This window comes from Belnapia moabensis DSM 16746 (assembly GCF_000745835.1).
GTDB classification, from domain to species: Bacteria; Pseudomonadota; Alphaproteobacteria; order Acetobacterales; family Acetobacteraceae; genus Belnapia; species Belnapia moabensis.
Window position 1 is genome coordinate 11,441 of sequence record NZ_JQKB01000014.1, and the last position, 23,227, is coordinate 34,667.

The following is a 23,227-nucleotide window of genomic DNA, read 5'->3' on the forward strand; positions in this document are numbered from 1 at the left end:
TCCGAGGGACACAATGACAGGATTTCGTCGCGCGGCCGGATTGGCCGTCGGTCTGGCAATTGCGGGGCTGGCGAGCGGTTCGGGGCAGGCCCAGACCCTCACCATGGGCGTCGGAGCGCCGGTCACCTCGATCGACCCGCACTACCACCAGCTCTCGCCGAACACGGCGGTGGGCCACATGATCTTCAGCGGCCTGACGCGGACGGATGCGAATGCCCGCATCACGCCCGACCTGGCCGAGAGCTGGCGCCCGGTCTCCGACACGGTCTGGGAGTTCAAGCTCCGCCAGGGCGTCACCTTCCATAACGGCTCGCCCTTCACCGCGGAGGATGTAGCTTTCACCTTCGAGCGGGTGCCGAGGGTGCCGAACTCGCCTTCTTCCTATGCCATCTACACGCGGCCGATCACCCGGGTGGAGATCGTCGACAGTTACACCTTGCGGCTGCACACCGCCTCGCCTTACCCGCTGATGCCGACCGACCTCGCGAGCGTCATGATCCTCGATCGCGAGACCCATGCCAACGCGACGACCGAGGGCTTCAATGCCGGGCCGATGGCGGTGGGCACCGGGCCTTTCCGCATGGTCAGCCACCGGAACGGCGACCGCATCGAGTTCGAGCGCAACGACAATTATTTCGGGCCGCGCCCGGCCTGGACGCGGGTGAACTACCGGATGATCACCAACGATGCCGCGCGCACCGCTGCGCTGCTCGCTGGCGATGTGGATGTAATCGACCAGGTGCCGACCAGCGACCTCGCCAAGCTGCGCGGCGATCAGCGGCTGACGCTTGCCGAGACCACGGGTCTGCGCGTCATCTTCCTCAGCTTCGACCATATGCGGGACGATGCCTCGCCCTTCGTCACCGACAATGACGGCAAGCCGGTCCCCCGCAACCCGTTGCGGGATGTGCGGGTGCGCCGGGCGCTCTCCGCGGCGATCGACCGCAACGCCATCACCGAGCGGGTGATGGAGAATGCCGCCATCCCGGCCGGGCAGTTCCTGCCCGAGGGCAGTTTCGGCTATGTGCCCGGCCTCAACCCGCCGCGCTTCGATACCGAGGCGGCGAAGAAGCTGCTGGCCGAGGCGGGTTTCCCGCAAGGCTTCCGCATCACCCTGCACGGGCCGAACGACCGGTACCCGAATGATGCGCGCATCATCCAGGCCATCGGCCAGATGTGGTCGCGGGCCGGCGTGCGCACGGCGGTGGAGGCGCAGCCCTGGACGACCTTCGTCGGTCGCGCGGCGCGGCAGGAGCTATCGGCCTTCCTGATCGGCTGGGGCACCTCCTCCGGCGAGGCCTCCAACCCGCTGCGGAACCTGACCGCGACCTTCGACCGCGAGAAGGGCTATGGCGCCTCCAATCGCGGCCGCTACTCCAACCCCGAGGCGGACCGCATCCTGGAACAAGCCATGCGCGAGCTGGACGATGCCAAGCGCGAGGCGCTGCTGCAGCAGGCGACGCGCATCGCCATGGAGGATGTCGGCATCCTGCCGCTGCACATCCAGAAGAACGCCTGGGCCATGCGCCGCGGCTTCGCCATGGAGGCACGGGCGGATGAGCTCACGCGGGCGCAGGATGTGCGCCCGGCGGCTGCGCGATGACCGCCTTCCTGCTCCGCCGCCTGATTCAGGCGGCCGCCGTCGTCCTCGTGATGTCGCTGCTGGTCTTCCTCGGCGTCTTCGCCGTCGGCGACCCGATCGAGATCCTCATCAGTCCGGAAGCCGACCAATTCGAGCGGGAGCGGGCGGTCAAGGCGCTCGGCCTCGACCTGCCGCTTTGGCAGCAATACCTCGTCTTCCTCGGCAATGCCTTGCGGGGCGATCTCGGCCGCTCCTTCGTCTTCAACGAGCCGGCGCTGAAGCTGATCCTCGAGCGCATGCCGGCGACGCTGGAACTTGCCATCGGCGCCACCGTCGCGGCCCTGATCATCGGCCTGCCGCTTGGCCTGTATGCCGGGCTGAAGCCGAACAGCCCGGTCAGCAAGGGCATCATGGCGACGAGCATCCTCGGCTTCTCGCTGCCGACCTTCTGGGTCGGGCTGATGCTCATCATGGTCTTCGCCGTGCAACTCGGCTGGCTGCCGAGCACGGGGCGCGGCGAGACGGTGACCATCCTCGGCATGCGTTGGTCCTTCCTGACGAGTGACGGCATCGCCCATCTCATCATGCCGGCGCTGAACCTCGCCTTGTTCAAGATCAGCCTCGTCATCCGCCTGACCCGCGCGGGGGTGCGGGAGACGATGCTCATGGACTACGTGAAATTTGCCCGCGCCAAGGGGCTCAGCCCCGCCCGGGTCACATTCGTCCACGTCTTCAAGAACATCCTGATCCCGGTTGTCACCGTGGTCGGTCTGGAGTTCGGCGGGACCATCGCCTTCTCGGTGGTGACGGAGAGCGTCTTCGCCTGGCCGGGCATGGGCAAGCTCATCATCGACAGCATCAACGTGCTCGACCGGCCGGTGATGGTCGCTTATTTGATGATGATCGTACTGCTCTTCATCACCATCAATCTCGTCGTCGACATCACCTATTCCCTGCTCGATCCCCGTGTGCGGCTGGAGGGCAAGCAATGAGCACCACCACTATCGCCGCCACGCCACCCGTTCCCAAGGTCGAGACGCCCTTTCAGCGCTTCGTCTCGGAATTCGCCGCTTCCCGCATCGCGCTCTTCGGGCTCGTGCTGTTCCTGGCCATCGTCGTCATCGCGGTGCTGGCGCCCTGGATCGCGCCGCAGGACCCCTACGATCTCGCCCAACTCGACATCATGGACGGGCGGATGGAGCCGGGCACGGTCGGCGGCGCTGGCTTCACCTACTGGCTCGGCACGGATGACCAGGGGCGGGACATGCTCTCCGGCATCATGTACGGGCTGCGCATCTCGCTGATGGTGGGCGCGGGCTCGGCCATCATCGCCTGCCTGGTCGGTGCTTCGCTCGGCATGCTGGCGGCCTATGCCGGCGGGCGGACCGACAGCCTGATCATGCGGCTGGTTGATCTCCAGCTTTCCTTTCCGGCGATCCTCGCGGCGTTGATGATCCTCGCCTTCCTGGGCAAGGGTATCCTCAATGTCGTTTTCGCGCTGGTGATCGTCGAGTGGGCCTATTACGCCCGGACGGTCCGCGGCTCGGCGCTGGTCGAGCGGCGGCGGGAGTATATCGAGGCGGCGCAATGCCTTGCCCTGCCGACGCGGCGCATCATCTTCCGCCACTTGCTGCCGAACTGCCTGCCGCCGCTGATCGTCGTCGGCACCATGCAGGTGGCGCGCGCCATCGCGCTGGAGGCAACGCTCTCCTTCCTCGGCCTCGGCGTGCCGATCACCGAGCCTTCGCTCGGCCTTCTCATCTCCAACGGCTATGAGTACATGTTGAGCGGGAAGTACTGGATCAGCTTCTATCCCGGCATCGCCCTGCTGGTGACCATCGTCTCGATCAACCTGGTCGGCGACCAGTTGCGCGATGTGTTGAACCCGAGGCTGAAGCGATGAGCGCGCCGACCCTCGAGGTCCGCAATCTCAGGACGCATTTCTTCACTCGCGCCGGCGTGGTGAAAGCGGTGGACGACGTCTCCTTCACCGTCGAGGCCGGCAAGGTCATGGGCCTCGTCGGCGAGAGTGGCTCGGGCAAGACCGTCACCGGGTTCTCGATCCTTGGCCTGGTCGATCCGCCGGGGCGGATCGCGGGCGGTCAGATCCTTTTCAAGGGCCGCGACCTGGCGACCCTGCCGGAAGCCGAGATGCGGGGCCTGCGCGGCAACCGCATCGCGATGATTTTCCAAGACCCGATGATGACCCTCAATCCGGTCCTGCGCATCGACACGCAGATGATCGAGACGGTTCTCGCCCATGCCAAGGTCAGCCGCGAGGAGGCACGGCAGCGGGCGCGGGATGCGCTCGGCCAGGTCGGCATCCCGAGCCCGGATGAGCGGCTGAAGGCCTATCCGCACCAATTCTCCGGCGGAATGCGCCAGCGCGTCGCCATCGCCATCGCGCTGCTGCACAAGCCGGATGTGATTGTGGCGGACGAGCCGACCACGGCGCTCGATGTTACCATCCAGGGCCAGATCCTCGCCGAGGCGCAAAAGCTCTGTGCCCAATTCGGCACCGCCCTCGTCTGGATCACCCATGACCTCTCGGTCGTCGCCGGCCTCGCTGATGACATCGCCGTGATGTATGCAGGCAAGGTGGTCGAGAGTGGGCCGGTGACGCAGGTGCTCGACGCCCCGCTGCATCCCTATACCCTCGGCCTCATTGGCAGCGTGCCGAGCCGCAACAAGCGGGGCGAGCCGCTGCGGCAGATCCCCGGGATGACGCCCAGTCTGCTCAACCTGCCGGCCGGCTGCGCCTTCCGGTCCCGCTGCCCGAGGGCCGAGCCGGGATGCGCCGAGCCGCCGCCCTTCGCCGAATATCGTCCGGGCCAACACGCCCGCTGCATCCACCCGCATCAGGAGGCCGTGGCGGCATGAGCGAGACCCTGACCGCCCCCTCCGCCGCTGCGACCCTGGCCGAGCCGATCATCGAGTTGCGTGGCGTCTCCAAGCGCTTCTCGAAGACGCTCGATTTCGCCGGCCGCATCGCCCGTCGCCTCGGCGCCAACCTCCGCGAAGAGGTGGTGCATGCGGTGGACGGCGTCGACCTGACCATCCGCAAGGGCGAGGTGGTGGGCCTCGTCGGCGAGTCGGGCTGCGGCAAGTCGACCCTCGGCCGCATGGTCGCCGGCATCATGCCGGCGAGCGAGGGAACAATTCTCTGGCGCGGCCGCGACCTGACGAGCCTCAATGCCGCGGAGGCGCGCGAGGCGAAGCTGCGGACGCAGATGATCTTCCAGGACCCATACGCCTCGCTCAATCCGCGGCTCAAGGTGCAGGAGATCGTCGGCGAGGCGCCGCAATTCCACGGCATGGCGAAGCGCGGCGAGATCGAATCCTATGTCGACGAGCAACTCCGCCGCGCCGGCCTCGACCCGGCGCTGAAGCGGCGCTACCCGCATCAGTTCAGTGGCGGGCAGCGGCAGCGCATCGGCATCGCCCGCGCACTGGCGGTGCAGCCGGAATTCCTAGTCTGCGACGAGGCGGTGGCGGCGCTTGACGTCTCCATCCAGGCGCAGATCCTGAACCTTTTCATGAAACTGCGGCGGGAGCTCGACCTCACCTATCTCTTCATCAGCCACGATCTTGGCGTGGTGGAGCATCTCTCCGACCGGGTCGTCATCATGTATCTCGGCCGCGTGGTGGAGGAGGCGCCGGCCGAGGAGGTCTTCCGCCGCCCGAACCATCCCTACACCAAGGCGCTGCTTGCCGAGGTGCCGCGCATCGAGGCCCGCAAGCGCGCCTTCGCGGGGGTGAAGGGCGAGATACCCTCGCCGTTGAACCCGCCGAGCGGCTGCCACTTCCATCCACGCTGCCCCTTCGCCTTCGACCGCTGCCGCATCGAACGTCCGGCACTGCAGCAGGTCGGTGCTGGCCATCGCAGCGCCTGCCATCTGAACGACGCGGCATGAGGGGTGCGATCCTTCTTGCCCTGCTGTTGCTGGCAGCCTGCCAATCGGGCGGCGCCAGCGGGCCCTATGTCGGCGGCTCGGTCGGCACCAATATCCGCGAGGATCAGCGGCTGCGCTGAGCGGCCGCCATGGCGAAGCAGGCGGCGCCGAGCGCTCCAAGCCCGGCCAGCAGCCAGGGAACGGGGCCATAACCCGACTTGCCCTCGGAGATTAGGGCGATCAGCACCGGCGCAAGCGTCCGCGGCAGCACCGTCACCGCGCTTAGCGCGCCGGTGATGGCGCCATAGCCCTCGCGACCCAGGATCTCGGCGACGCCGGCGGCGCGGACGATGGTCATCAGCCCATCCGCCACCGCCCAAGCGAGAATGTAGATCAGCAACCAAGCAAACTCCGGTGGCGCCAGCCCGAGCGCCAGCATGGCGATGGGGACGAGGGCTGAGGCGATGCGCCCGACGCCCCGCATCGTCACCCGCCGCCCGAGGGCGAAGAGCGCCAGCCGCGCCGCCACCTGGAAGGGCCCGTGCAGCGAGACCAGGGCGATCACCGAGGCCTCCGCTAAGCCCCGCTCGCGCAGCAGGGGGATGGCATGGGCGCCGAGCCCGACGCCGATGAAGGCATGTGCCGCGAGCGCACCGGCGAGGCCAAGGAAGGCCGGGCTCCGCATCGCCCGGCCGAGATCGAAGCCGGCGCCGGGAGCGGCCTTGGCCCGAGCCTCATCCGGCGGCAGCAGCCAGAGCGCCAGGAAGCCGGGGATGGCCTGCAGCGCCGCCAGCACCAGCAGCGCCTCGCGCCAGCCAAGCCGCTCGATCAGCAGCGCGGTGAGCGGGACGAAGAGCGTCGCGGTGAAGCCGGTGATGAAGGTGATGCCGGTAATGGCGCGCACCGGCTCCCGCGCCTGCGCCACCACGACGGCCATGGCCGGGCTCCAGAGCGCCGTCGCCTGGGCGAGGCCCATCGCCGCCCAGATCGCCCAATAAGCGGGGAGGGCGGAGACCTGCGACCAGGCCGCCAGCAGCACCGCCCCGCCCCAGCCGCCGAGCGCCAGCAGCCAGCGCCCGCCTCGCCGGTCCACCCAGCGCCCGGCCGGCACGGCGGCGAGGCCGGAGACGAGCAGGGCAAGGGTCAGCCCGGCATTGAACTCGGAGCTCGTCCAGCCGAGCTCCGCCGCGATCGGTGCGCCGAAGAGCGGAAAGGCGGAGAAGAGCGTGCCCCAGCCGATCAACTGGCCGATGGCGATGCAGAGGATGAGACGGCGATCCGAGGCGGGTGGGCTGCCTTCCATGTGCGATGCCCGGCCGAGGCGCCTCAGACCGTGAACTGCTCGGCGATGATCCGCTCGCTCAGCCCATGATCCGGGTCGAAGAGGAGGGTAAGCGCGAGGCTGCGATCCTCCCGCACCTCGACGCGGCGCACGTCGCGCACCTCGGTATAGTCGGCGACGGCGGCGACCGGGCGCTTTGGGCCTTCGAGAATCTCGAAGACGACCGAGGCGTCGCCCGGCAAAAGGGCGCCGCGCCAGCGCCGCGGGCGGAAGGCAGAGATCGGCGTCAGCGGCATGAGGTTGGCGCCGAGCGGCACGATCGGCCCATGCGCCGAGAGGTTGTAGGCGGTGCTGCCGGCCGGTGTCGCCACCAGCACGCCATCGCAGATGAGCTCCGGCAGCCGCTCCTTGCCATCGACCAGGATGCGGATCTTGGCGGCCTGCCGCGTCTCGCGCAGCAGCGACACCTCGTTGATCGCCGGGGCCTCGCGTACCGTGCCATCGGCGGAGATGGCCCGCATGCGGAGGGGGTGGAGCATCGCCGCCTGGGATTCGGCCAGCCGCTCGGGCAGCGCCTCCTCGCGGTAATCGTTCATCAGAAAGCCGACGCTGCCGCAATTCATCCCGTAGACGGCGAGATTGCGGCCGAGCAGGCGGTGCTGCGTCTCCAGCATGCAGCCATCGCCACCAAGCGTCACGACGGCACGCGCATGCTCCAGCGGCGCATCGCCATAGCGGGCGGTAAGCCGCGCCTTGGCCGCCGTGGCGACCTCGGTGGCGGCGGCAAAGAAGGTGATGCGCCCGGCGAAATCCGCCGGCCCCAGGCTCACCGGCTGCGGGAAGGGCGCCGGCACGACATCGCTCACGCGCCGCGCGCCGCGGCGTCGAGGTCGATGCGCCGCGAGGCGCGATGCTCCATCACCGGCATGTCCCGACGGACGCGCGCGGTGATGCCGGGATCGATCCTGGCCGTCGCCCAGCCGGTGCCGTCGGAGGCGCGGGCGACGACATGACCCCAAGGGTCCGCCACCAGCGAATGCCCATAGACCGAACGCGGCTGCCCGCGCTCCAGATACTGGCCGCTGGAGGCGGCGGCGATGATCCAGCACTGGGTTTCGATGGCGCGCGCCTTCAGCAGCGGCTCCCAATGGTCCTTGCCGGTTTGGAGGGTGAAATTGGACGGCACCAGGATCGCCTCCGCCCCCAACCGCCGCAGCGCGACATAATGCTCAGCGAAGCGCATGTCGTAGCAGATGGTGCAGCCGAAGGTGATGCCGCCGGCCGCGAAGGTCACCAGCCGGTCGCCGGCACCGTAGAGGGCGCTCTCGCGGTAGCCGGTGCCGTCGGGGGCCACGATGTCGAACATATGGATCTTGCGGTAGCGGGTGACCTCCCGCCCCTCCGGGTCGAAGACGACGGTGGTGTTGTAGAGCTTCTCTGGGTCGTCGCCTGGCCCCGGCGCCTCGATCATCGAACCACCATGGAGGTGGATGCCATGGCCCCGGGCGAGGCCGCGCATCAGCTCATAGGCCGGGCCGCCGGTCTCGCCGGGCGCTGGCAATGGCTCGGCCGCCGCTTGCCGGCTCTCGCGTCCACCGCCGAGATTGGTCCAGGTCTCGGGCAGGGAGACGAGACCAGGCCGATCGGCCGCCACCGCGGCCTCGACCAGCCGCCGTGCCTGGTCAAGATTGGCCTGCTTCTCGCTGCCTTGGTTCATCTGGATGACGCTGACGCGCATCGCCCCACTCCGCCGGATCGGCGCATCAAGCCCCGGCAGGGGGCCGAGGGCAAGCCTCGGGTCAGTCGATGCGCGGCTCCGCCCTGCCGCGACGGGCGGCCTCGGGCCAGGAGGGCTGGCGCTTCGGCTCCGGCTGCACCGGCGGCAAGTCCATCCAGTCCTCGGAGACGGTGCTGCGGCGTGGCGCATCGGCCAGGCGCATGGAAATAAGCCGTAGCTCGCCTTGGATCTCGTCGAGTTGAGCTTCGACCGTATCAAGGCGTCCCTTCAGCCCGAAGACGCTGAACGGCATCAACAGATAGGCGAGGCCGACCAGCAGCAGGATCAGCAGCGCGAGCAACCCGGTCCAGTCCGGCAGGCCGGGGATGGCAAGGCGGGATGCCAGGTCCTGCAGCAAGGCCATAAGGGATCAGCCTCCGGTCACGCTCATATGCCGGGCAACGGCCGGCCGGGCCTCGCGCCGCTCGATGACGAAGTCATGGCCCTTCGGCTTTCGCAACATCGCCGCCTCGATTGCCGTCCGGAGGCCGTCGTCGCCGGCCGCCGGGTCGCGCAGCACTTGGCGGAGATCCGCCGCATCCTCCTGGCCGAGGCACATATACAGCGTGCCGGTGCAGGTCAGGCGGACGCGGTTGCAGCTTTCGCAGAAGTTATGCGTCATCGGGGTTATGAAGCCGATTCGCCTTCCGGTTTCCTTAACCGTGAAGTACCGGGCCGGGCCGCCGGTGCGGTAGTCGGTCGGCTCCAGCGTCCAATGCTCGCGCAGCCGGTCCCGCACCATGGAGAGGGGCAGGTATTGGTCCATGCGGTCGCCGGTGATTTCGCCGAGCGGCATGGTCTCGATCAGGGTGAGGTCGAAACCATGCTCGCCGCACCAGGCGAGCATCCGGTCGTACTCGCCCTCGTTCACGCCTTTCAATGCCACGGCATTGATCTTCACGGCCAGCCCGGCCGCCTTGGCCGCGAAAATGCCATCCAGCGTCTGGCCGATCTCGCCCCAGCGCGTCACCGCCTTGAAGACAGCCGGATCGAGCGTATCGAGCGAGACATTGATGCGCCGCACCCCTGCTGCATAGAGGTCATCCGCCATCTTCGGCAGCTGGGTGCCGTTGGTGGTGATGGTGAGCTCCTTCAGGCCGCCGGCACCGATGCGCGCGCCGAGGTTGCGGATAAGACCGATCACGCCGCGCCGGACCAGCGGCTCGCCACCGGTCAACCTGATCTTCTCGACGCCGAGGCCAATGAAGGCGCCGCAAAGCCGGTCCAGTTCCTCAAGCGTCAGGACCTCCCGCTTCGGCAGGAAGGTCATATCTTCCGCCATGCAGTAGACGCAGCGAAGGTCGCACCGGTCAGTGACGGAGACGCGGAGATAGGAGATCCGTCGGCCGAACGGATCGATCATGGGCGGGTTTCCCTTGGGACAAACGAAACGTGGCTACTCATTTGGGCCGCGACCCCCATCGCCCGCAACCCCCGGGGTCCCGCGGCGCAGCCCAGCGTCAGGGCCATGGCTCGGCAAGAGGCTCAAGCGTCACCACGGCGGCATTGATCAGAACCTTGCCGGCATGCTCGAAATTGACCGTCACCCGGTCCCCGATGACGGACTGGATCTGGCCAATTCCCCAATCGGGCTGGCCGGGATGGCGCACCCGCATACCTGGTTCGAGTAGACTGGGCACCTCGATCCCTTCGTAGAACGGGCCGTGCAACGCTTCGCTAACACCGACAAGGTAGCCCATAGGGCGGCCTACAGGAAACCGCCCATGACCTCTCCTCCGGATACGACCCTGACAAGGGCCCTTTGCGCCCGGCTGTGCCATGACCTCGGCGGCGCCATCGGCAGCCTTGCCGGGGCGCTCGACCTGCTTCCCCCAGGTGACGATGAACTGCTGGAGGTGGCGCAGGAGAGTGCGACCGCGCTCCGCCTTCGCCTCCGTCTCTACAGCGCGGCCTGGGGCGGGCCGACGGTGGCGATGGAGCCGGCGGCGATGGAGGTCCTGCTTGGCGGCGCTCCCGTCGTGCCGCGCGTCCGGTTCGATTTCTCCGCGCTGGACCGGGCGGTGGCCTTGCCGGCACCGCTCGTTCCGATCCTCCTCAATGCTGCGCTGCTTGCCGCCGAGGCCTTGCCGCGTGGCGGCACGGTGCGGGTCGGCGGCTCGCCGCTTGACGGGTTGATGGTCCTGCCGACCGCTGACCTCGGCGCCCCGGCCGCGGCCTGGCCTGCCGGCCTCCTGGCATTGTTGGCGGGCCAGGCGCAGCCATCGCCCAGCCCGCGCGACGTGCTGGCGCCGTTGCTCCAGGCTTTGCTGTCCGAGGCCGGCTGGAGCGCGATCCTCACCATGGGGGCCGCCCAGGCGGCGGCACCGCTGCTCATCATGCCCGGGTAAGCGCCTTTACCGATTTTTCGCCTCTCGAGGCGCAATCTGCACTTCGCAGACCGCCTCGAGGATTGCCATGGATGACCTGCTCGCCGACTTCCTGACAGAAACGCAAGAGGGCCTTGGTGCGCTCGATGCCGCCCTCGTGCGGCTCGAACGAGCACCCGACGACATAGCGACCCTCTCCGAGGTCTTCCGCATCGTTCATACCATCAAGGGCACCTGTGGCTTCCTCGGCCTCACCCGGATGGAGGGCGTGGCGCATGCGGCGGAGAATGTCCTTGGCCGCTATCGGGACGGGACGCTGCGGGTCACCCAATCCGGCATTTCGGTCATCCTCGGCGCCATCGACTGCATCCGCGCCATCGTCGCAGGGTTGGAGGGAACGGGAGCGGAGCCTGCAGGCAACGATTCGGCGCTGATCGCCTCGCTCGATGCGGTCGCCTCCGGCGAGGCTGTGCCGGTCCCGGCGGTGTCCGTCGCCGCCAAGCCCGTTGCCGAGGCCTCGCCCCCCGTTTCCGCGGCGCCTCCGGTAATCGTGGCGCCGCCGCCCACTCCTGCTGCGTCGGCCGCTCCCTCGCAGCCCTCAGCCGAACCCGAGGCCGGCGGCCCTAATGCCCCACCGCAGACCATTCGCGTCACCGTCGATGTGCTGGAAGGGCTGATGATGCTCGTCTCCGAGCTCGTCCTGACCCGCAACCAACTCCTTCAGCTGTCCCGCAACGGCGCCGACAGCGCTTTTGCCGTGCCATTGCAGCGCCTTTCCCACATCACCTCCGACCTGCAGGAGGGGGTGATGAAGACGCGCATGCAGCCGATCGGCAATGCCTGGGCCAAACTGCCGCGCCTCGTGCGCGACCTTGGCGTCGAACTCGGCAAGAAGATCGAGCTAGACATGCGCGGTGCCGAGACCGAGCTCGACCGGCAGGTGCTGGAGCTCATCAAGGACCCGCTGACCCATATGGTCCGCAACTCGGCGGATCATGGCATCGAGACGCCGGAACAGCGCATCGCGGCCGGCAAGCCTGAGGCCGGCCGGATCATGCTGAACGCCTCGCATGAGGGCGGCCACATCATCATCGAGATCGCCGATGACGGGCGCGGACTCAATGCGGAGCGGATCCGGCAGAAGGTGCTGGCGCAGGGCCTCGCCACCGAGGCCGAGCTGGCGGCGATGCCGGAGCGCGAGATCCAACGCTTCATCTTCCGCCCCGGCTTCTCCACCGCGGCCGCGGTCACGGCCGTCTCCGGCCGCGGCGTCGGCATGGACGTCGTCAAGACCAACATGGAGCGCATCGGCGGCACGATCGAGGTGCGCTCGAAGGACGGGCGCGGCACCGCCTTCGTCGTCAAGATCCCGCTGACGCTCGCCATCGTCTCGGCTCTGATCGTCGAGGCGGGCGGCGAGCGCTTCGCCATACCTCAGATCGGCGTCGTGGAATTGGTCCGCGTCGGAGGCGAGGGCGCGCCGCAGCTGGAGCGCATCAAGAACAGCGCCGTGCTGCGCTTGCGCGACCGGCTCCTGCCGCTCGTCAACCTGTCGAGCCTGCTGCATCTCGAGAGCCCCGCCAAGGAGGAGAGCGCCTTCGTCGTCGTTACCCAGGTCGGGCCGCATGTCTTCGGCATCATCGTGGACCGCGTCTTCGACACGGAGGAGATCGTGGTGAAGCCGGTGGCGCCCATCCTGCGCCATGTGACGATGTTCTCCGGCAACACCATCCTCGGCGATGGCAGCGTCATCATGATCCTCGACCCCAACGGCATCGCCCGCGCCACAGGCGTCGGCGCCGAGAGCGGGGAAGGGGAGGCAGAGCGGGACGGCAAGCGCCAGGCCGTTGCCCATCGCTCCGACCAGCGCACCGCGCTACTGCTCTTCCGTGCCGGTGACTCGACGCCGAAGGCGGTGCCGCTCGGCCTCATCGCCCGTCTCGAGGATGTCGAGCGCGAGCGGATCGAGAATGCCGGCGGGAGGCCGCTCGTCCAGTATCGTGGCAAGCTGATGCCGCTCGTGCCGCTCGGCGGCCATTGGGAGCAGTCGATGGCGCCGGAGCGCCAGCCGGTCCTCGTCTTCTCAGACGGCGACCGCGCCATGGGGCTGATGGTCGACGAGATCCTCGATGTCGTCGAGGAGCATATGATGATCGACGGCGCAGGCGAGCGCCCGGGCTTCCTCGGCACCACGGTGATCGGTGGCAAGGTGACGGAGATGCTGGATACGGCCTGGTGGCTGCGCCAGGCAGGCGAGGACTGGTTTGGGCAGGACGCGCAGCAGGAGGCGGGCAATGGCTGCCGCATCCTCCTGGTCGAGGATAGCGCCTTCTTCCGCAATCTCGTCATCCCGGCGATTGGTGCTGCGGGCTATAGTGTGACCGCCGTCGCCGATGCCGAGGAAGCACTCCGGTTGCGGGAAGCCGGTGCCGTCTTCGACGCGATCATCTCCGACATCGCCATGCCGGGCATGGACGGCTTCGCCCTTGCCCGGGCGCTGCGCGAGGGCGGCGCCTGGCGCGACCTGCCGCTGATCGCCCTGACCGGCCGAGCGGATCAGGCCGATATCGAGCGCGGCCGCGCTGTCGGCTTCACTGATTACGTGACGAAGTTCGACCGTGCCGCACTGCTGGAAAGCCTTCGGCAGTGCCTGAGCGCCCCGGTCGTCGGCTGAGGAGAACCCCCGATGCAGACCCAGACCACAACGGGCCCGGCGCCCGGCCTGCTGGCACGTGGAGGCCTTCCCGCCGATGCGGCTGAGGATATCTATCTTACGTTGACGGTAGCCGATCAACTTTGCGGCGTGCCGGTCCTTGCCATCCGTGACGTGCTCGGCGTGCAAGTCATAACGCGCATTCCGCTCGCCCCGGCTGAAGTGGCCGGCAGCCTCAATCTGCGCGGCCGCATCGTCACGGCGATCGACCTGCGCTGCCGGCTCGGCCTGCCGCCGCGGCCGGAGGGGCATCGCGGCGCGATGAGCGTCGTCGTCGAACGCGATGGCGAACTCTACAGCCTGCTCGCCGACCAAGTGGGAGAGGTGCTGCCGTTGCCGCGCGCCGAACGTGCGCCCAATCCGGTTACGCTCGACACCGTCTGGCGCGACGTCTCGACGGGTGTCCATCGCATCGGCGAGCGTCTGCTGATCGTCATCGATGTCGAGCGCATTCTGGCGATCGGCTGAGATTTGCCTCCGGGTAAGGAGAACCACATCATGACCGGCGCAAGCCCTGCCACTTGTCTGGTGGTGGATGACAGCCGTACCGTCCGCAAGGCCGCCCGGCGCATTCTGGAGAAACTTGGCTTCACCGTCGCCGAGGCTGGTGACGGGGCGGAGGCGATGGCCGCCTGTCGTGCTGCCATGCCGCAGGTGATTCTGCTCGACTGGAACATGCCAGTCATGGATGGGATCACGTTTCTTCGCCATGCCCGCGCCGAATTCGGCCCGGACCGACCTACGATTGTGCTTTGTACCACCGAGGCTGCGATGGACCGGATCGTGGAAGCACTCGGCGCCGGCGCGCAGGAATACATCATGAAACCCTTCGATGAGGAATTGCTGCGGGACAAGTTCCAGCAGGCCGGCCTGTTGCAGGATCGGGCCGCGTGAGTTCCGCACCTGTCCGGGTCATGCTCTGCGACGACAGCGCAACCGTCCGAGCTGCCCTCGCGCGGGTACTGGAAGCGGATCCCGGTATCAAAGTCGTCTCCCGTGTCGGCAATGGGCAGCAGGCGGTCGACGCCTTCGCCACCCTGCCGCCTACCGGCCGGCCGCAGGTAGTGCTGCTCGATCTCGAAATGCCTGTGATGGATGGCATGACCGCCCTGCCGTTGCTGCTTCGCCAGGAGCCGCGGCCTGCTATCATTGTCGCCAGCGCCCTGACCCAGAAGGGCGCGAGCGCCACCATGGCCGCTTTGCGCGCCGGAGCCGCGGATTACGTCCCGAAGCCTGGCGCCGCCGGCGGGGGGCTTGCCGATCCCAGTTTCAGGACGGAATTGCTCGCCAAGGTGAAGGGCTGGGCTCGGATCGGCCCCTCGCAACCGGTGTCCAAGCCTGCTGTGCCCCAACGGGCGGCGCCGCTCACGCCGGGGCGCGGGTTGCGGGCGGTCGGCATCGGCTGTTCCACCGGTGGGCCTCAGGCGCTGACCACTCTGTTGCGCGGCCTCAGCGGACCATTGCCCGTGCCGCTTGTCGCTGTGCAGCATATGCCGGCAGGCTTCACCGCGATGCTGGCCGACCACCTAGATCGGCTCGGTGGTCCAGGTTGCGCCGAGGCCCAGGACGGCGAAGCGTTGCGACCTGGCCGCTTCTACCTGGCGCCTGGTGATCGCCATTTGCTGGTTGAAGGCAAGGCGGATGGCGGCCTTTTCGCCCGCCTCTCCGATGCGCCGCCCGAGAATTTCTGCCGCCCCGCAGTCGATCCCATGCTGCGCAGCCTCGCCGCGGCCTGCGGTGGTGCGGCGCTAGCCGTGATCCTGACCGGCATGGGGCAGGATGGGTTGCTCGGATGTCGTGCCATTGCCGCCGCGGGTGGCGCAGTGCTGGCTCAGGATGAGGCAAGCTCCGTTGTTTGGGGCATGCCCGGCGCCGTGGCGCGGGCCGGCCTTGCCCAGGCATTGCTGCCCCCTGAAGAGCTGGCGGAGCAGATAGTGGCGGCGACTTCAGCCAAGTCCCGACCCACTCGGCAAGGAGTGACGGCATGAGTCCCGACAGCTTCGCCTTCATCGCCGGGCTGGTGAAATCCCGCTCTGGCCTCGTGTTGACGCCGGACAAAGGCTACATGCTGGAAACCCGGCTCGGCCCCCTGCTGAAGCGCGACGGCCTCGCCGACTTGAATGCGCTGGCAGTCAAGCTGCGTGACCCGCGGGCTGGGGCGCTGGCCGAGGCGGTGACGGAGGCTCTCACCACCAATGAAAGCAGCTTCTTCCGCGATGGAAAGCCTTTCGACCATTTGCGGAAGGTCTTGCCGGTGCTGGTTCGCGCTCGATCGGCTGGCGCGACATTGCGTATCTGGTCCGCAGCCTGCTCAACCGGACAGGAGGCCTATTCGATTGCCATGCTCCTTGGGGAGGTTCCGCTAGAAGGCCGGCACGTGGAGATCATCGGCACGGACATCGCGGATGGCGTCGTCGGCCGGGCGCGAGAGGGGTTCTTCACTCAGTTCGAAGTGCAGCGCGGCCTTCCGGCTCGGTTGCTGGTCAAGCATTTCCGGCAGGAGGATGGTCGCTGGCGCGCCTCCCCTGAACTGCGTGGTATGGTGCGGTTCGAACGCGGCAACCTGCTCGGTGAGTTGCGCGGCTTCGGGCGGTTCGAGGTGATCTTCTGCCGCAACGTGCTCATCTATTTCGACGCGCCGACCAAGGCGCGGGTGCTGAACGCCCTCGCGGCGCAGTTGCAGCCGGATGGAGTGCTCTATCTGGGCGGCGCGGAGACGGTGCTCGGGCTGACGGATCGGCTGGTGCCGGTGCCGGGCGAGCGCGGCGCTTATGAGCGGCCAAGGGAAGCGGCGCTGGCTGGCTGACTGCTGGCCAATGTCAGGGGTGTCCCAAGGCCCGGTGGATATACCCCACCGGGCCTTTCTAATGTCAGGCGACCTGACGATCGGTGGGAGCGATGGCTGGGCTCGGGACGACGAAACCGGGAGCGAGGCGGGTTTCCGGGTCGCGCATGACATAGCCGCGGCCCCAAACCGTGCCTATCAGATTGTCCGCTCCTGCCAGGGCAAGCTTTTTCCGGAGCTTGCAGATGAAGACATCGATGATCTTCACCTCGGGTTCGTCCATGCCGCCATAGAGGTGGTTGAGGAAGGCCTCCTTGGTGAGGACCATGCCCTTGCGCAGCGTCAGTAACTCGAGGATCGCGTATTCCTTGCCAGTGAGGTGAACCTGCCGGCCACCGACCATCACCTCGCGCGAGCCCAGGTTGAGGGTGAGGCCGCCGACCGAGAGGCTCGGCTGGGAGAAGCCCTTGGCGCGGCGGACCACGGCCTGAATGCGGGCCAGCAATTCCTGGCCATCGAAGGGCTTGGTGATGAAGTCGTCGGCACCGACGCCAAAGCCCTTCACCTTGGCCTGTGGCCGGGCCAAGCCGGAGAGGATCAGGACCGGCGTCTCAACCCGACCTGCGCGCAACCGGCGGACAACCTCATAGCCCTCCATGTCCGGCAGGATGAGATCGAGGATAACGATGTCGTAATCGTAGAGGCGGACCAGCTCAAGGGCTTCCTCGCCGCTGTCCACGGCATCCACCACCATGGCGGAGGCCTTGAGCATGGCGGTAATGCCGCGGGCCGCTGTCAGATCGTCCTCAACCAGAAGTACGCGCATGTTGCGGTTCCCCACACGTTTTACGTGTGCATAGATACCACCTTCGCGCGCATTCGGAAGAAGTTACTCATCTTTGAGACGTATAAAGATGGGTGACATTGTTTCAAAATCCTTAAAAAGAGGCTGCAAAAATATGAATCCGCAGCAAATTGGCTCCCTATCGAGCTTGCAACCAGCCCTCACCCGGCTCGATCCGCTGCGTCTGCATGGAAAGGTTGTGGCGGCGGCAGGCCTCCATCTCAACCTGGAGGGGTTCGCTCAGTGGTTGCAGGTTGGCGCGCGGCTTCATCTGCACCCGCATGGCCGGACGCCCATCCCAGCCGAAATCGTCGGGTTTCAATCAGGTCAGGCCCGTGCTCTTGCCTTCGCGCCCCTTGAGGGCATCGCGCCGGGTGTGCCGGCCGTGCTCGCCCCGCCGGCTTGCCTGTTCGTTGATGAGAGCTGGCTCGGCCGGGTCATCGATCCGCTGGGCCGGCCGGTCGACGGCAAGGGGCCGCTTCGTCCTGGGCCGCTGCCGCGGCCGGTCCGCGCCGCGCCGCCGGAAGCGGGTACCCGGGCGAGGCTCGGGCCACGCCTCGATCTCGGGGTGCGTGCGCTTGATGGATTCGCCACCTGCCGGCGTGGCCAGCGGCTTGGCTTGTTCGCTGCTTCGGGTGTCGGCAAGTCGACGCTGCTGTCCATGCTGGCGGCGGGGGCAGATTGCGATGTCGCGGTGCTTGCCTTGGTCGGGGAGCGGGGAAGGGAATTGCGGGAGTTTCTGGAGGATGATCTCGGCCCGGCCGGCCTCGCCCGCAGCGTCGTCGTCTGCGCCACCTCCGACAGCCCGCCGCTGATGCGGCGCGAGGCCGCGCTCGCCGCCATGGCCATCGCCGAGCATTTCGCCGATGCCGGCCGCCAGGTGCTGCTCATGATGGACAGCGTCACCCGCTTCGCCCTCGCGCTCCGGGAGATCGGCCTCGCTGCCGGAGAGCCGCCGACGACGCGCGGCTACACACCAAGCGTCTTCGCCGAGTTGCCGCGCCTGCTGGAGCGCGCGGGGCCTCGGGAGGAGGGTTGCGCCGGAGCCATCACCGGCCTTTTCACCGTCTTGGTCGAAGGCGATGACCATGACGAGCCAGTTGCCGATGCGGTGCGCGGCATCCTCGATGGGCATGTGGTGCTCGATCGCGCCATCGGCGAGCGTGGGCGCTACCCGGCCATCGGCATCCTTCGTAGCCTCTCGCGGACCGTCCCCGGCTGCCTCCGGCCGGAGGAAGGGACGCTGATGCGGCGGGCGCGGGCTATCCTGGCGTTGCACGCAGAGATGGCGGATTTGGTCCGTCTCGGCGCTTATCGGGCAGGCACCGACCCGGCGGTTGATGAGGCGGTGCGGCTCGCGCCTCGGATCGAGGCTGTGCTGGCGCAGGGCAAAGGCGAGCGGGACAGCATCGACGGGGCCTTCGCCGCCTTGGCCGCCGCCTTGGAGTATGCCGATGGCGCGTGATCCGCTCGCCGCACTGGCCCGGCTGCGCCGTCTGGAAAGCGATGAGGCGCGCCGGGCGCTCGGCGAGGCCAATACCCGCTTGGCTGCGGCGGAGGCGCGATCCGCATCCGCAGAGGCAGCGCTCAGCGCAGAGGGGGCGCCAGGCGGGGAAGGGGATTACGGTCGCTGGCTCATCCGCGGCCTCGCGGAACGGGACAGGGCCGCCCGCGCCGTCGGCTTTGCTGTCGAGAGCGCTGAGATCGCCCGGCAGGGCTTGGCTGAGCGCCGTGCCGCCGAGCGGGCATTGGCGCAACTGCGCGAAGTTCGTGCCGAGATCGCCCGCCGCAAGATTCTTCGCCAGGGGCAACTGCTACTCGACGAGGTCGCTGCCCGCCTCACCCTGCGGGAATGACAGGAGCTGGCCATACTCAGGAGAAGCGGCTTGGCGCAGCTTGCATTACGGAGGAAATGAAGGCCGCGCGATGCACGGCCCGCGGCATTGGAGGCCCCTGCTGGCCGCAGTAGTATCTGGCCCTGCCCTCGACCAATCCGCCGAGACACCACAGCGCATCGGTCCGAACCGGGGCTGGCAGAAGCACCAGCTTAATCCGGCAGAAATCGAGGCTCGCGCCCGGCAATGTGGGCAGGCGGCCCAGACGGAGCAGGCCCGCTCGGCCAAAGTCTACCGGCCCTACGGCGACCTTACCGGCCGGGACCCGAATGCGGTCCGCCGCGAGGATAGCCGCGCGGCGGACCGGCGCTGAAGCCTACTCCGCCGCCAGCACCCCGCGGCGGATCTGGTCCAGCTCGATGCTCTCGAAGAGGGCACGGAAATTGCCCTCGCCGAAGCCCTGGTCGCCCTTACGCTGGATCAACTCGAAAAAGATTGGGCCGATGACGGTGCCGGTGAAGATCTGCAGCAGCCGCCCGCCCTCCGGCGTGGGCGCGCCATCGGTGAGGATGCGGTTGCGCGCCAACCGGCCGATCTCCTCCGCCGTCAGGTCAGGCATGCGCTTCGGCAACAACTCATAATAGGTGTCCGGGCTGTCCATGAATTCGATCCCGCCCGTCCGCATGCCTTCGACACTGGCGAAGATGTCGTTGGTGCCGAGGGCGATGTGCTGGATGCCCTCGCCGTTATAGGCGCGGAGATATTCCTCGATCTGCGACTTGTCGTCGCTGCTCTCGTTGATCGGGATGCGGATCTGGCCGCAGGGCGAGGTCAGCGCGCGGGACTTGAGGCCGGTCAGCTTGCCCTCGATGTCGAAGTACCGGATCTCGCGGAAATTGAAGAGCTTCTCGTAGAAGCTCCACCACACATCCATCCGCCCGCGATGCACGTTATGAGTCAGGTGGTCGATGACGGTGAGGCCCTGGCCAGCCGGCCGCGGGTTGACGCCATCGATCCAGCGGAAGTCGACGTCGTAGATGCTGCCGCGCGCGCCATAACGGTCGACGAAATAGAGCAGGGAGCCGCCGATGCCCTCGATCGCCGGGATGTTCAGCTCCATCGGCCCGACCTTGCCGGTGACCGGCTTGGCGCCGAGGGCGATCGCCCGCTCATAAGCCTTGGCCGCATCGGCAACCCGGAATGCCATGGCGCAGGCGGAAGGCCCATGCACCTTCTGGAAGGCTTGAGCAAAGCTCTCCGGCTCCGCATTCAGGATGAAGTTGATGTCGCCCTGTCGCCAGAGCGAGACCTGCTTGCTGCGATGTACGGCGACGCGGGTGAAGCCGAGCCGGCCGAACAGCGCCTCCAGCCCATGCATGTCCGGGCCGGTGAACTCGACGAATTCGAAACCGTCCGTGCCCATCGGGTTCTGGTCGGAGATGGTGCCGGCGAAGCCAGTGCGATCGGGGGGGATGTCCATGCTCGGGTCTCCTCAGACAGGTTGGTCGCCGGGGGCCGCAGCGCCGGGCGCAATCGGCGCCGCATCGCGGGCTTCTGCCAGCAAACGTGGCAGCTCCTGCATCGCCGCGAAGAGCTCGGCATAGCCCTCGATGACGAAATAGGTCGGCTGCAGGTCGTCGATGAAGTAATCGCTCCGCAGCACCCGCCGCGGGTCGAAGCGGAGGCGCCGTGGCCGGTCGCTCTCGGTCGCATGCACCGTCTCGGCGGAGGAGGAAAGGATGCCGGCGCCATACGCCCGCAGCCCGCCATCCTCCCGGATCAGGCCGAATTCGACCATGTGCCAATAGAGCCGAGCCAGCGGCTTCAGCGCACCCATCCGCGCCGCCTGCTCGCCGAGGCGGCCATAGGCAGCGAGGAAATCGGCGAAATCGGGCTGGGTCAGCAGCGGCACATGGCCGAAGGCGTCATGGAAGATGTCTGGCTCTACGATGTAGTCCAGCTCCTCCGGCCGGCGGATCCAGCAGGTGACGGGGAAGCGCCGTGCCGCCAAGTGGCCGAAAAAGGCACCGTCCGGGATCAGGCCCGGCACCGCCACCAGGCTCCAGCCGGTCGCAGTACGCAGCCGGGCGGAGCAGGCGGCGAAATCCGGCACGCCCTCGGCGAAGGGGAGGGCGGCAAGGCCGGTGCGAAAGGCGGCCGCGGCATGGCGTGGAAGCAAGGCGGCCTGACGCCCGTAGAGGGTCCGCCAAGTGGCGTGGTCGGCCGGCGCATAGCGCGCCATGTCCTGCACCAGGGTGAAATCAGCTTCGGCTGCTGCGTAGTCGCCTCGCAGCCCCGCCGGCAATCCTTCGATCAGCCCATCCATGACGGACCTCCCATGATTGCCACGAGAGTAAGCCAGGCCGCGAAGGGTTTTCCGGCGAAGTCAGTTCTTTGATTTGCTAAATTGAGCGATATCCGCTGCTGAAAGCCCTGATCTTGGCGAAAGCCACTATAAACCTCGATGCGCTCGACCGCCGCATCCTGCGCGCCCTGCAACGCGATGGCCGCGTGTCGGTGGTGGCACTCGCCGAGCAGGTCGGCCTTTCGCCGACGCCCTGCCAACGCCGGGTGAAGCGGCTGGAGGAGGCGGGCATCATCACCCGCTATGGCGCGGTGCTCGATCCGGCCCGGCTCGGTTTGCCGCTCCAGGCCTTCGTCATGGTCGCACTGGAGAGCCATGCGGAGGAGGTGGTCGATCGCTTCCACAAGGCGCTGGCCGAGCGGCCGGAGGTGCTGGCCGCTTATGCGATGAGTGGCGAGATGGACTACCTGCTCCACGTCCTCGCCGCCGATTTCGAAGCCTATGCAGATTTTGCCTTGAAGGCCCTGCTCCGCATGCCGGGGGTGAAGGAGACGCGCAGCAGCTTCGTCCTCACCGCTCTCAAACCGCCGGGCGAGGTTCCGGTGTGACGCTCCAGCTCTCCCGCGCATTCAGTGTCTCAGGGTCGAAGCCAGCGATGCGCTTGTAGCCGTTGATCGTCGCCTCCAACTCGGCGCGGGAGATGACATCCTCCAGCCGCTCGTACCCACCCGGCGCGCGGGCGTGGACCAGGTCCAGCACCCGGTCCGGCCCGTCGCCACGATTGGCCTCGACCACCGCCGCCGTCGCCGGCCGCCGCACCGCCTCATAGGCTTCGAGCCCGTCCTCCACCCGACCGTGCTTCGCCAGTTGCAGGACGAGGAAGCGCGCATCGAGTACGGCTTGGGAAGCACCGTTGGAGCCGATTGGGTACATCGGATGCGCTGCGTCGCCGAGCAGCGTCACCCGCCCCCGGCGCCAGCGCGGCAGCGGGTCGCGGTCGACCATGGGGAATTCATAGACCGTCTCGGCGGCGCGGATCAGCCCAGGCACATCCAGCCAGGCAAAGCGCCAGTCGGCGAAGATCGGCAGGAAGTCCTCGAGGCGCGCCGGGCGGTTCCAGTCCTCCCGTGCCCAGGGCGTATCGGCCGGGAATCGCTGCTCGGCGATCCAATTGACCAGCATCCGCCCACCTGGAGCATCGCCAATCGGATAGCAGACGAATTTCGTGTCGCGGTGCCCGGCCTGCACCATGGTGGCGCCGGTGAGATAGGGCCGCGCCGGGCTCACCGCCCGCCAAAGGATGGCACCGTTCCAGCGCGGTGCCCCCTCGCCGGGGACCAGTTGCGCGCGTACCGCGGAATGGATGCCATCGGCACCGATCAGCGCGTCGCCGCGTGCCGTGCCGCCATCCTCGAACCGGGCGGTAACGCCCTCCGCATCCTGGCTGAACCCGGCCAACCGCCGGCCGCAATGCAGCCCCCCAGGCCCGAGCCGCGCCAGCGCCGCCTCCCAGAGCAGCATCTGCAAGCGGCCCCGATGGATCGAGTATTGCGGCCAGCGATAGCCGGCGGCGAGGCCGCGCGGCTCGCTCCAGATGGTCTGGCCGAAGCGGTTGGCGTAGCGGAATTCCTGTGTGGCGACGCCCGTCCGAGCCAGCGCCTCGCCGAGGCCAAGCTCCATCAACTCGCGCACCGCATGCGGTTGCAGGTTGATGCCGACGCCGAGCGGACGGACTTCCGGGGCCGCCTCATACACCTCAACCCGGATTCCGGCGGCATGCAGGGCGAGCGCCGTCACCAGCCCGCCGATACCCGCGCCGATCACCAGCACCTGCATGGTCTTTGTCCCTGTTTCCCTTCAACGTCTTAGCGTGCGGCAGCGGTC

Annotated in this window: 26 protein-coding genes; 16 read left to right on the forward strand and 10 right to left on the reverse strand. The window is 67.8% G+C overall.

What is annotated here, in order from left to right; translation table 11 throughout:
- Nucleotides 1-13 precede the first annotated feature (13 nt).
- Genes EP26_RS11315 through EP26_RS38105 form a run of 6 tightly spaced genes read left to right on the forward strand, consistent with a single transcriptional unit; the run spans nucleotide 14 to nucleotide 5,615 of the window.
- Nucleotides 14-1,603 (forward strand): ABC transporter substrate-binding protein, encoded by a 1,590-nt coding sequence (locus EP26_RS11315; protein ID WP_043338645.1) that lies wholly within the window; start codon nucleotides 14-16, stop codon nucleotides 1,601-1,603.
- Nucleotides 1,600-2,574 carry an ABC transporter permease gene (locus EP26_RS11320; protein WP_043338646.1) on the forward strand — a complete coding sequence of 325 codons (975 nt, stop codon included), beginning with the start codon at nucleotides 1,600-1,602 and terminating at the stop codon, nucleotides 2,572-2,574. Before EP26_RS11315 ends, EP26_RS11320 begins: the two co-directional genes overlap by 4 nt.
- Nucleotides 2,571-3,485, forward strand: a complete 915-nt coding sequence (locus tag EP26_RS11325) for an ABC transporter permease (protein ID WP_043338648.1) — start codon at nucleotides 2,571-2,573, stop codon at nucleotides 3,483-3,485. Before EP26_RS11320 ends, EP26_RS11325 begins: the two co-directional genes overlap by 4 nt.
- Nucleotides 3,482-4,462 carry an ABC transporter ATP-binding protein gene (locus EP26_RS11330; protein ID WP_043338649.1) on the forward strand — a complete coding sequence of 327 codons (981 nt, stop codon included), beginning with the start codon at nucleotides 3,482-3,484 and terminating at the stop codon, nucleotides 4,460-4,462. Before EP26_RS11325 ends, EP26_RS11330 begins: the two co-directional genes overlap by 4 nt.
- A complete protein-coding gene (locus EP26_RS11335; protein WP_043338650.1) occupies nucleotides 4,459-5,496 on the forward strand; it encodes an ABC transporter ATP-binding protein in 1,038 nt (345 codons plus the stop codon). The genes EP26_RS11330 and EP26_RS11335 overlap by 4 nt, the downstream gene beginning before the upstream one ends.
- Entirely contained in the window at nucleotides 5,493-5,615 is a 123-nt protein-coding gene (locus EP26_RS38105; protein ID WP_281177078.1) for a hypothetical protein, read from the forward strand. Before EP26_RS11335 ends, EP26_RS38105 begins: the two co-directional genes overlap by 4 nt.
- On the opposite strand, the gene EP26_RS11340 is transcribed toward EP26_RS38105, so the two are convergent.
- The 6 genes from EP26_RS11340 to EP26_RS33015 form a co-directional block, all read right to left on the reverse strand.
- Nucleotides 5,600-6,778, reverse strand: coding sequence for an MFS transporter (locus tag EP26_RS11340; RefSeq protein WP_043338651.1), 1,179 nt, complete (start codon nucleotides 6,776-6,778; stop codon nucleotides 5,600-5,602). The two genes, EP26_RS38105 and EP26_RS11340, sit on opposite strands and share 16 nt — an antisense overlap.
- A gap of 23 nt (nucleotides 6,779-6,801) precedes the next feature.
- Nucleotides 6,802-7,611: an NAD kinase gene (locus EP26_RS11345; protein ID WP_408735099.1), complete on the reverse strand. Its 810-nt coding sequence runs from the start codon at nucleotides 7,609-7,611 to the stop codon at nucleotides 6,802-6,804.
- An 8-nt stretch (nucleotides 7,612-7,619) separates the two neighbouring features.
- The gene (locus tag EP26_RS11350; protein WP_052389058.1) at nucleotides 7,620-8,495 is read right to left on the reverse strand and encodes a carbon-nitrogen hydrolase family protein; all 876 of its coding nucleotides are present in this window, start codon (nucleotides 8,493-8,495) and stop codon (nucleotides 7,620-7,622) included.
- A 61-nt stretch (nucleotides 8,496-8,556) separates the two neighbouring features.
- Complete coding sequence (locus EP26_RS11355) at nucleotides 8,557-8,898, reverse strand: hypothetical protein (RefSeq protein WP_052389059.1); 342 nt, start codon at nucleotides 8,896-8,898, stop codon at nucleotides 8,557-8,559.
- A 6-nt stretch (nucleotides 8,899-8,904) separates the two neighbouring features.
- On the reverse strand, nucleotides 8,905-9,897 hold the full coding sequence (gene moaA, locus EP26_RS11360) for a GTP 3',8-cyclase MoaA (protein WP_043338652.1): 993 nt from the start codon (nucleotides 9,895-9,897) through the stop codon (nucleotides 8,905-8,907).
- Nucleotides 9,898-9,994: 97 nt separating this feature from the next.
- On the reverse strand, nucleotides 9,995-10,234 hold the full coding sequence (locus tag EP26_RS33015) for a DUF3553 domain-containing protein (protein WP_211259423.1): 240 nt from the start codon (nucleotides 10,232-10,234) through the stop codon (nucleotides 9,995-9,997).
- Between the two features lie 24 nt (nucleotides 10,235-10,258).
- Between EP26_RS33015 and EP26_RS11365 the strand changes: the two genes are divergently transcribed.
- The 6 genes from EP26_RS11365 to EP26_RS11390 all read left to right on the forward strand — a co-directional run bounded on the left by EP26_RS11365 (nucleotide 10,259) and on the right by EP26_RS11390 (nucleotide 16,380).
- On the forward strand, nucleotides 10,259-10,882 hold the full coding sequence (locus EP26_RS11365) for a histidine phosphotransferase family protein (RefSeq protein WP_043338653.1): 624 nt from the start codon (nucleotides 10,259-10,261) through the stop codon (nucleotides 10,880-10,882).
- A 67-nt stretch (nucleotides 10,883-10,949) separates the two neighbouring features.
- Entirely contained in the window at nucleotides 10,950-13,535 is a 2,586-nt protein-coding gene (locus EP26_RS11370; protein WP_043338654.1) for a hybrid sensor histidine kinase/response regulator, read from the forward strand.
- 12 nt (nucleotides 13,536-13,547) lie between these two features.
- Nucleotides 13,548-14,042, forward strand: a complete 495-nt coding sequence (locus EP26_RS11375; protein ID WP_043338655.1) for a chemotaxis protein CheW — start codon at nucleotides 13,548-13,550, stop codon at nucleotides 14,040-14,042.
- A gap of 30 nt (nucleotides 14,043-14,072) precedes the next feature.
- Nucleotides 14,073-14,468 carry a response regulator gene (locus EP26_RS11380; protein WP_043338656.1) on the forward strand — a complete coding sequence of 132 codons (396 nt, stop codon included), beginning with the start codon at nucleotides 14,073-14,075 and terminating at the stop codon, nucleotides 14,466-14,468.
- Nucleotides 14,465-15,562 carry a chemotaxis-specific protein-glutamate methyltransferase CheB gene (gene cheB, locus EP26_RS11385; protein ID WP_456303874.1) on the forward strand — a complete coding sequence of 366 codons (1,098 nt, stop codon included), beginning with the start codon at nucleotides 14,465-14,467 and terminating at the stop codon, nucleotides 15,560-15,562. Before EP26_RS11380 ends, cheB begins: the two co-directional genes overlap by 4 nt.
- Complete coding sequence (locus EP26_RS11390) at nucleotides 15,559-16,380, forward strand: CheR family methyltransferase (protein ID WP_043338657.1); 822 nt, start codon at nucleotides 15,559-15,561, stop codon at nucleotides 16,378-16,380. Before cheB ends, EP26_RS11390 begins: the two co-directional genes overlap by 4 nt.
- A 64-nt stretch (nucleotides 16,381-16,444) precedes the next feature.
- Here the strand turns inward: EP26_RS11390 and ctrA are convergent, their stop codons facing one another.
- Complete coding sequence (gene ctrA, locus EP26_RS11395) at nucleotides 16,445-17,185, reverse strand: response regulator transcription factor CtrA (RefSeq protein WP_043338659.1); 741 nt, start codon at nucleotides 17,183-17,185, stop codon at nucleotides 16,445-16,447.
- 133 nt (nucleotides 17,186-17,318) lie between these two features.
- Here ctrA and EP26_RS11400 point away from each other — a divergent pair, with 133 nt between their 5' ends.
- From EP26_RS11400 to EP26_RS11410, 3 genes are all read left to right on the forward strand, one after another.
- Nucleotides 17,319-18,668, forward strand: coding sequence for a FliI/YscN family ATPase (locus tag EP26_RS11400; RefSeq protein WP_052389061.1), 1,350 nt, complete (start codon nucleotides 17,319-17,321; stop codon nucleotides 18,666-18,668).
- Nucleotides 18,658-19,059, forward strand: a complete 402-nt coding sequence (locus tag EP26_RS11405) for a hypothetical protein (RefSeq protein WP_043338660.1) — start codon at nucleotides 18,658-18,660, stop codon at nucleotides 19,057-19,059. Before EP26_RS11400 ends, EP26_RS11405 begins: the two co-directional genes overlap by 11 nt.
- Before the next feature lie 70 nt (nucleotides 19,060-19,129).
- A complete protein-coding gene (locus EP26_RS11410; protein WP_043338661.1) occupies nucleotides 19,130-19,411 on the forward strand; it encodes a hypothetical protein in 282 nt (93 codons plus the stop codon).
- Nucleotides 19,412-19,414: 3 nt separating this feature from the next.
- Here the strand turns inward: EP26_RS11410 and hppD are convergent, their stop codons facing one another.
- Nucleotides 19,415-20,518 carry a 4-hydroxyphenylpyruvate dioxygenase gene (hppD, locus tag EP26_RS11415; protein WP_052389062.1) on the reverse strand — a complete coding sequence of 368 codons (1,104 nt, stop codon included), beginning with the start codon at nucleotides 20,516-20,518 and terminating at the stop codon, nucleotides 19,415-19,417.
- A 12-nt stretch (nucleotides 20,519-20,530) separates the two neighbouring features.
- Nucleotides 20,531-21,364 (reverse strand): phenylalanine 4-monooxygenase, encoded by an 834-nt coding sequence (phhA, locus tag EP26_RS11420; RefSeq protein WP_043338662.1) that lies wholly within the window; start codon nucleotides 21,362-21,364, stop codon nucleotides 20,531-20,533.
- 113 nt (nucleotides 21,365-21,477) lie between these two features.
- On the opposite strand from phhA, the gene EP26_RS11425 reads away from it, so the two are divergent.
- On the forward strand, nucleotides 21,478-21,951 hold the full coding sequence (locus EP26_RS11425; RefSeq protein WP_245624371.1) for an Lrp/AsnC family transcriptional regulator: 474 nt from the start codon (nucleotides 21,478-21,480) through the stop codon (nucleotides 21,949-21,951).
- On the opposite strand, the gene EP26_RS11430 is transcribed toward EP26_RS11425, so the two are convergent.
- Entirely contained in the window at nucleotides 21,923-23,179 is a 1,257-nt protein-coding gene (locus tag EP26_RS11430) for a flavin-dependent oxidoreductase (protein WP_043338663.1), read from the reverse strand. The two genes, EP26_RS11425 and EP26_RS11430, sit on opposite strands and share 29 nt — an antisense overlap.
- Nucleotides 23,180-23,227: the final 48 nt, after the last annotated feature.

Excerpts from the sequence above, each read along its gene's own strand:
- EP26_RS11315 (WP_043338645.1), top strand. The coding sequence starts at position 14 with ATGACAGGATTTCGTCGCGCGGCCGGATTGGCCGTCGGTCTGGCAATT.
- EP26_RS11320 (WP_043338646.1), top strand. The coding sequence starts at position 1,600 with ATGACCGCCTTCCTGCTCCGCCGCCTGATTCAGGCGGCCGCCGTCGTC.
- EP26_RS11325 (WP_043338648.1), top strand. The coding sequence starts at position 2,571 with ATGAGCACCACCACTATCGCCGCCACGCCACCCGTTCCCAAGGTCGAG.
- EP26_RS11330 (WP_043338649.1), top strand. The coding sequence starts at position 3,482 with ATGAGCGCGCCGACCCTCGAGGTCCGCAATCTCAGGACGCATTTCTTC.
- EP26_RS11335 (WP_043338650.1), top strand. The coding sequence starts at position 4,459 with ATGAGCGAGACCCTGACCGCCCCCTCCGCCGCTGCGACCCTGGCCGAG.
- EP26_RS38105 (WP_281177078.1), top strand. The coding sequence starts at position 5,493 with ATGAGGGGTGCGATCCTTCTTGCCCTGCTGTTGCTGGCAGCCTGCCAA.
- EP26_RS11340 (WP_043338651.1), bottom strand. The coding sequence starts at position 6,778 with ATGGAAGGCAGCCCACCCGCCTCGGATCGCCGTCTCATCCTCTGCATC.
- EP26_RS11350 (WP_052389058.1), bottom strand. The coding sequence starts at position 8,495 with ATGCGCGTCAGCGTCATCCAGATGAACCAAGGCAGCGAGAAGCAGGCC.
- EP26_RS11355 (WP_052389059.1), bottom strand. The coding sequence starts at position 8,898 with ATGGCCTTGCTGCAGGACCTGGCATCCCGCCTTGCCATCCCCGGCCTG.
- moaA (WP_043338652.1), bottom strand. The coding sequence starts at position 9,897 with ATGATCGATCCGTTCGGCCGACGGATCTCCTATCTCCGCGTCTCCGTC.
- EP26_RS33015 (WP_211259423.1), bottom strand. The coding sequence starts at position 10,234 with ATGGGCTACCTTGTCGGTGTTAGCGAAGCGTTGCACGGCCCGTTCTAC.
- EP26_RS11365 (WP_043338653.1), top strand. The coding sequence starts at position 10,259 with ATGACCTCTCCTCCGGATACGACCCTGACAAGGGCCCTTTGCGCCCGG.
- EP26_RS11370 (WP_043338654.1), top strand. The coding sequence starts at position 10,950 with ATGGATGACCTGCTCGCCGACTTCCTGACAGAAACGCAAGAGGGCCTT.
- EP26_RS11375 (WP_043338655.1), top strand. The coding sequence starts at position 13,548 with ATGCAGACCCAGACCACAACGGGCCCGGCGCCCGGCCTGCTGGCACGT.
- EP26_RS11380 (WP_043338656.1), top strand. The coding sequence starts at position 14,073 with ATGACCGGCGCAAGCCCTGCCACTTGTCTGGTGGTGGATGACAGCCGT.
- EP26_RS11390 (WP_043338657.1), top strand. The coding sequence starts at position 15,559 with ATGAGTCCCGACAGCTTCGCCTTCATCGCCGGGCTGGTGAAATCCCGC.
- ctrA (WP_043338659.1), bottom strand. The coding sequence starts at position 17,185 with ATGCGCGTACTTCTGGTTGAGGACGATCTGACAGCGGCCCGCGGCATT.
- EP26_RS11400 (WP_052389061.1), top strand. The coding sequence starts at position 17,319 with ATGAATCCGCAGCAAATTGGCTCCCTATCGAGCTTGCAACCAGCCCTC.
- EP26_RS11405 (WP_043338660.1), top strand. The coding sequence starts at position 18,658 with ATGGCGCGTGATCCGCTCGCCGCACTGGCCCGGCTGCGCCGTCTGGAA.
- EP26_RS11410 (WP_043338661.1), top strand. The coding sequence starts at position 19,130 with ATGCACGGCCCGCGGCATTGGAGGCCCCTGCTGGCCGCAGTAGTATCT.
- hppD (WP_052389062.1), bottom strand. The coding sequence starts at position 20,518 with ATGGACATCCCCCCCGATCGCACTGGCTTCGCCGGCACCATCTCCGAC.
- phhA (WP_043338662.1), bottom strand. The coding sequence starts at position 21,364 with ATGGATGGGCTGATCGAAGGATTGCCGGCGGGGCTGCGAGGCGACTAC.
- EP26_RS11430 (WP_043338663.1), bottom strand. The coding sequence starts at position 23,179 with ATGCAGGTGCTGGTGATCGGCGCGGGTATCGGCGGGCTGGTGACGGCG.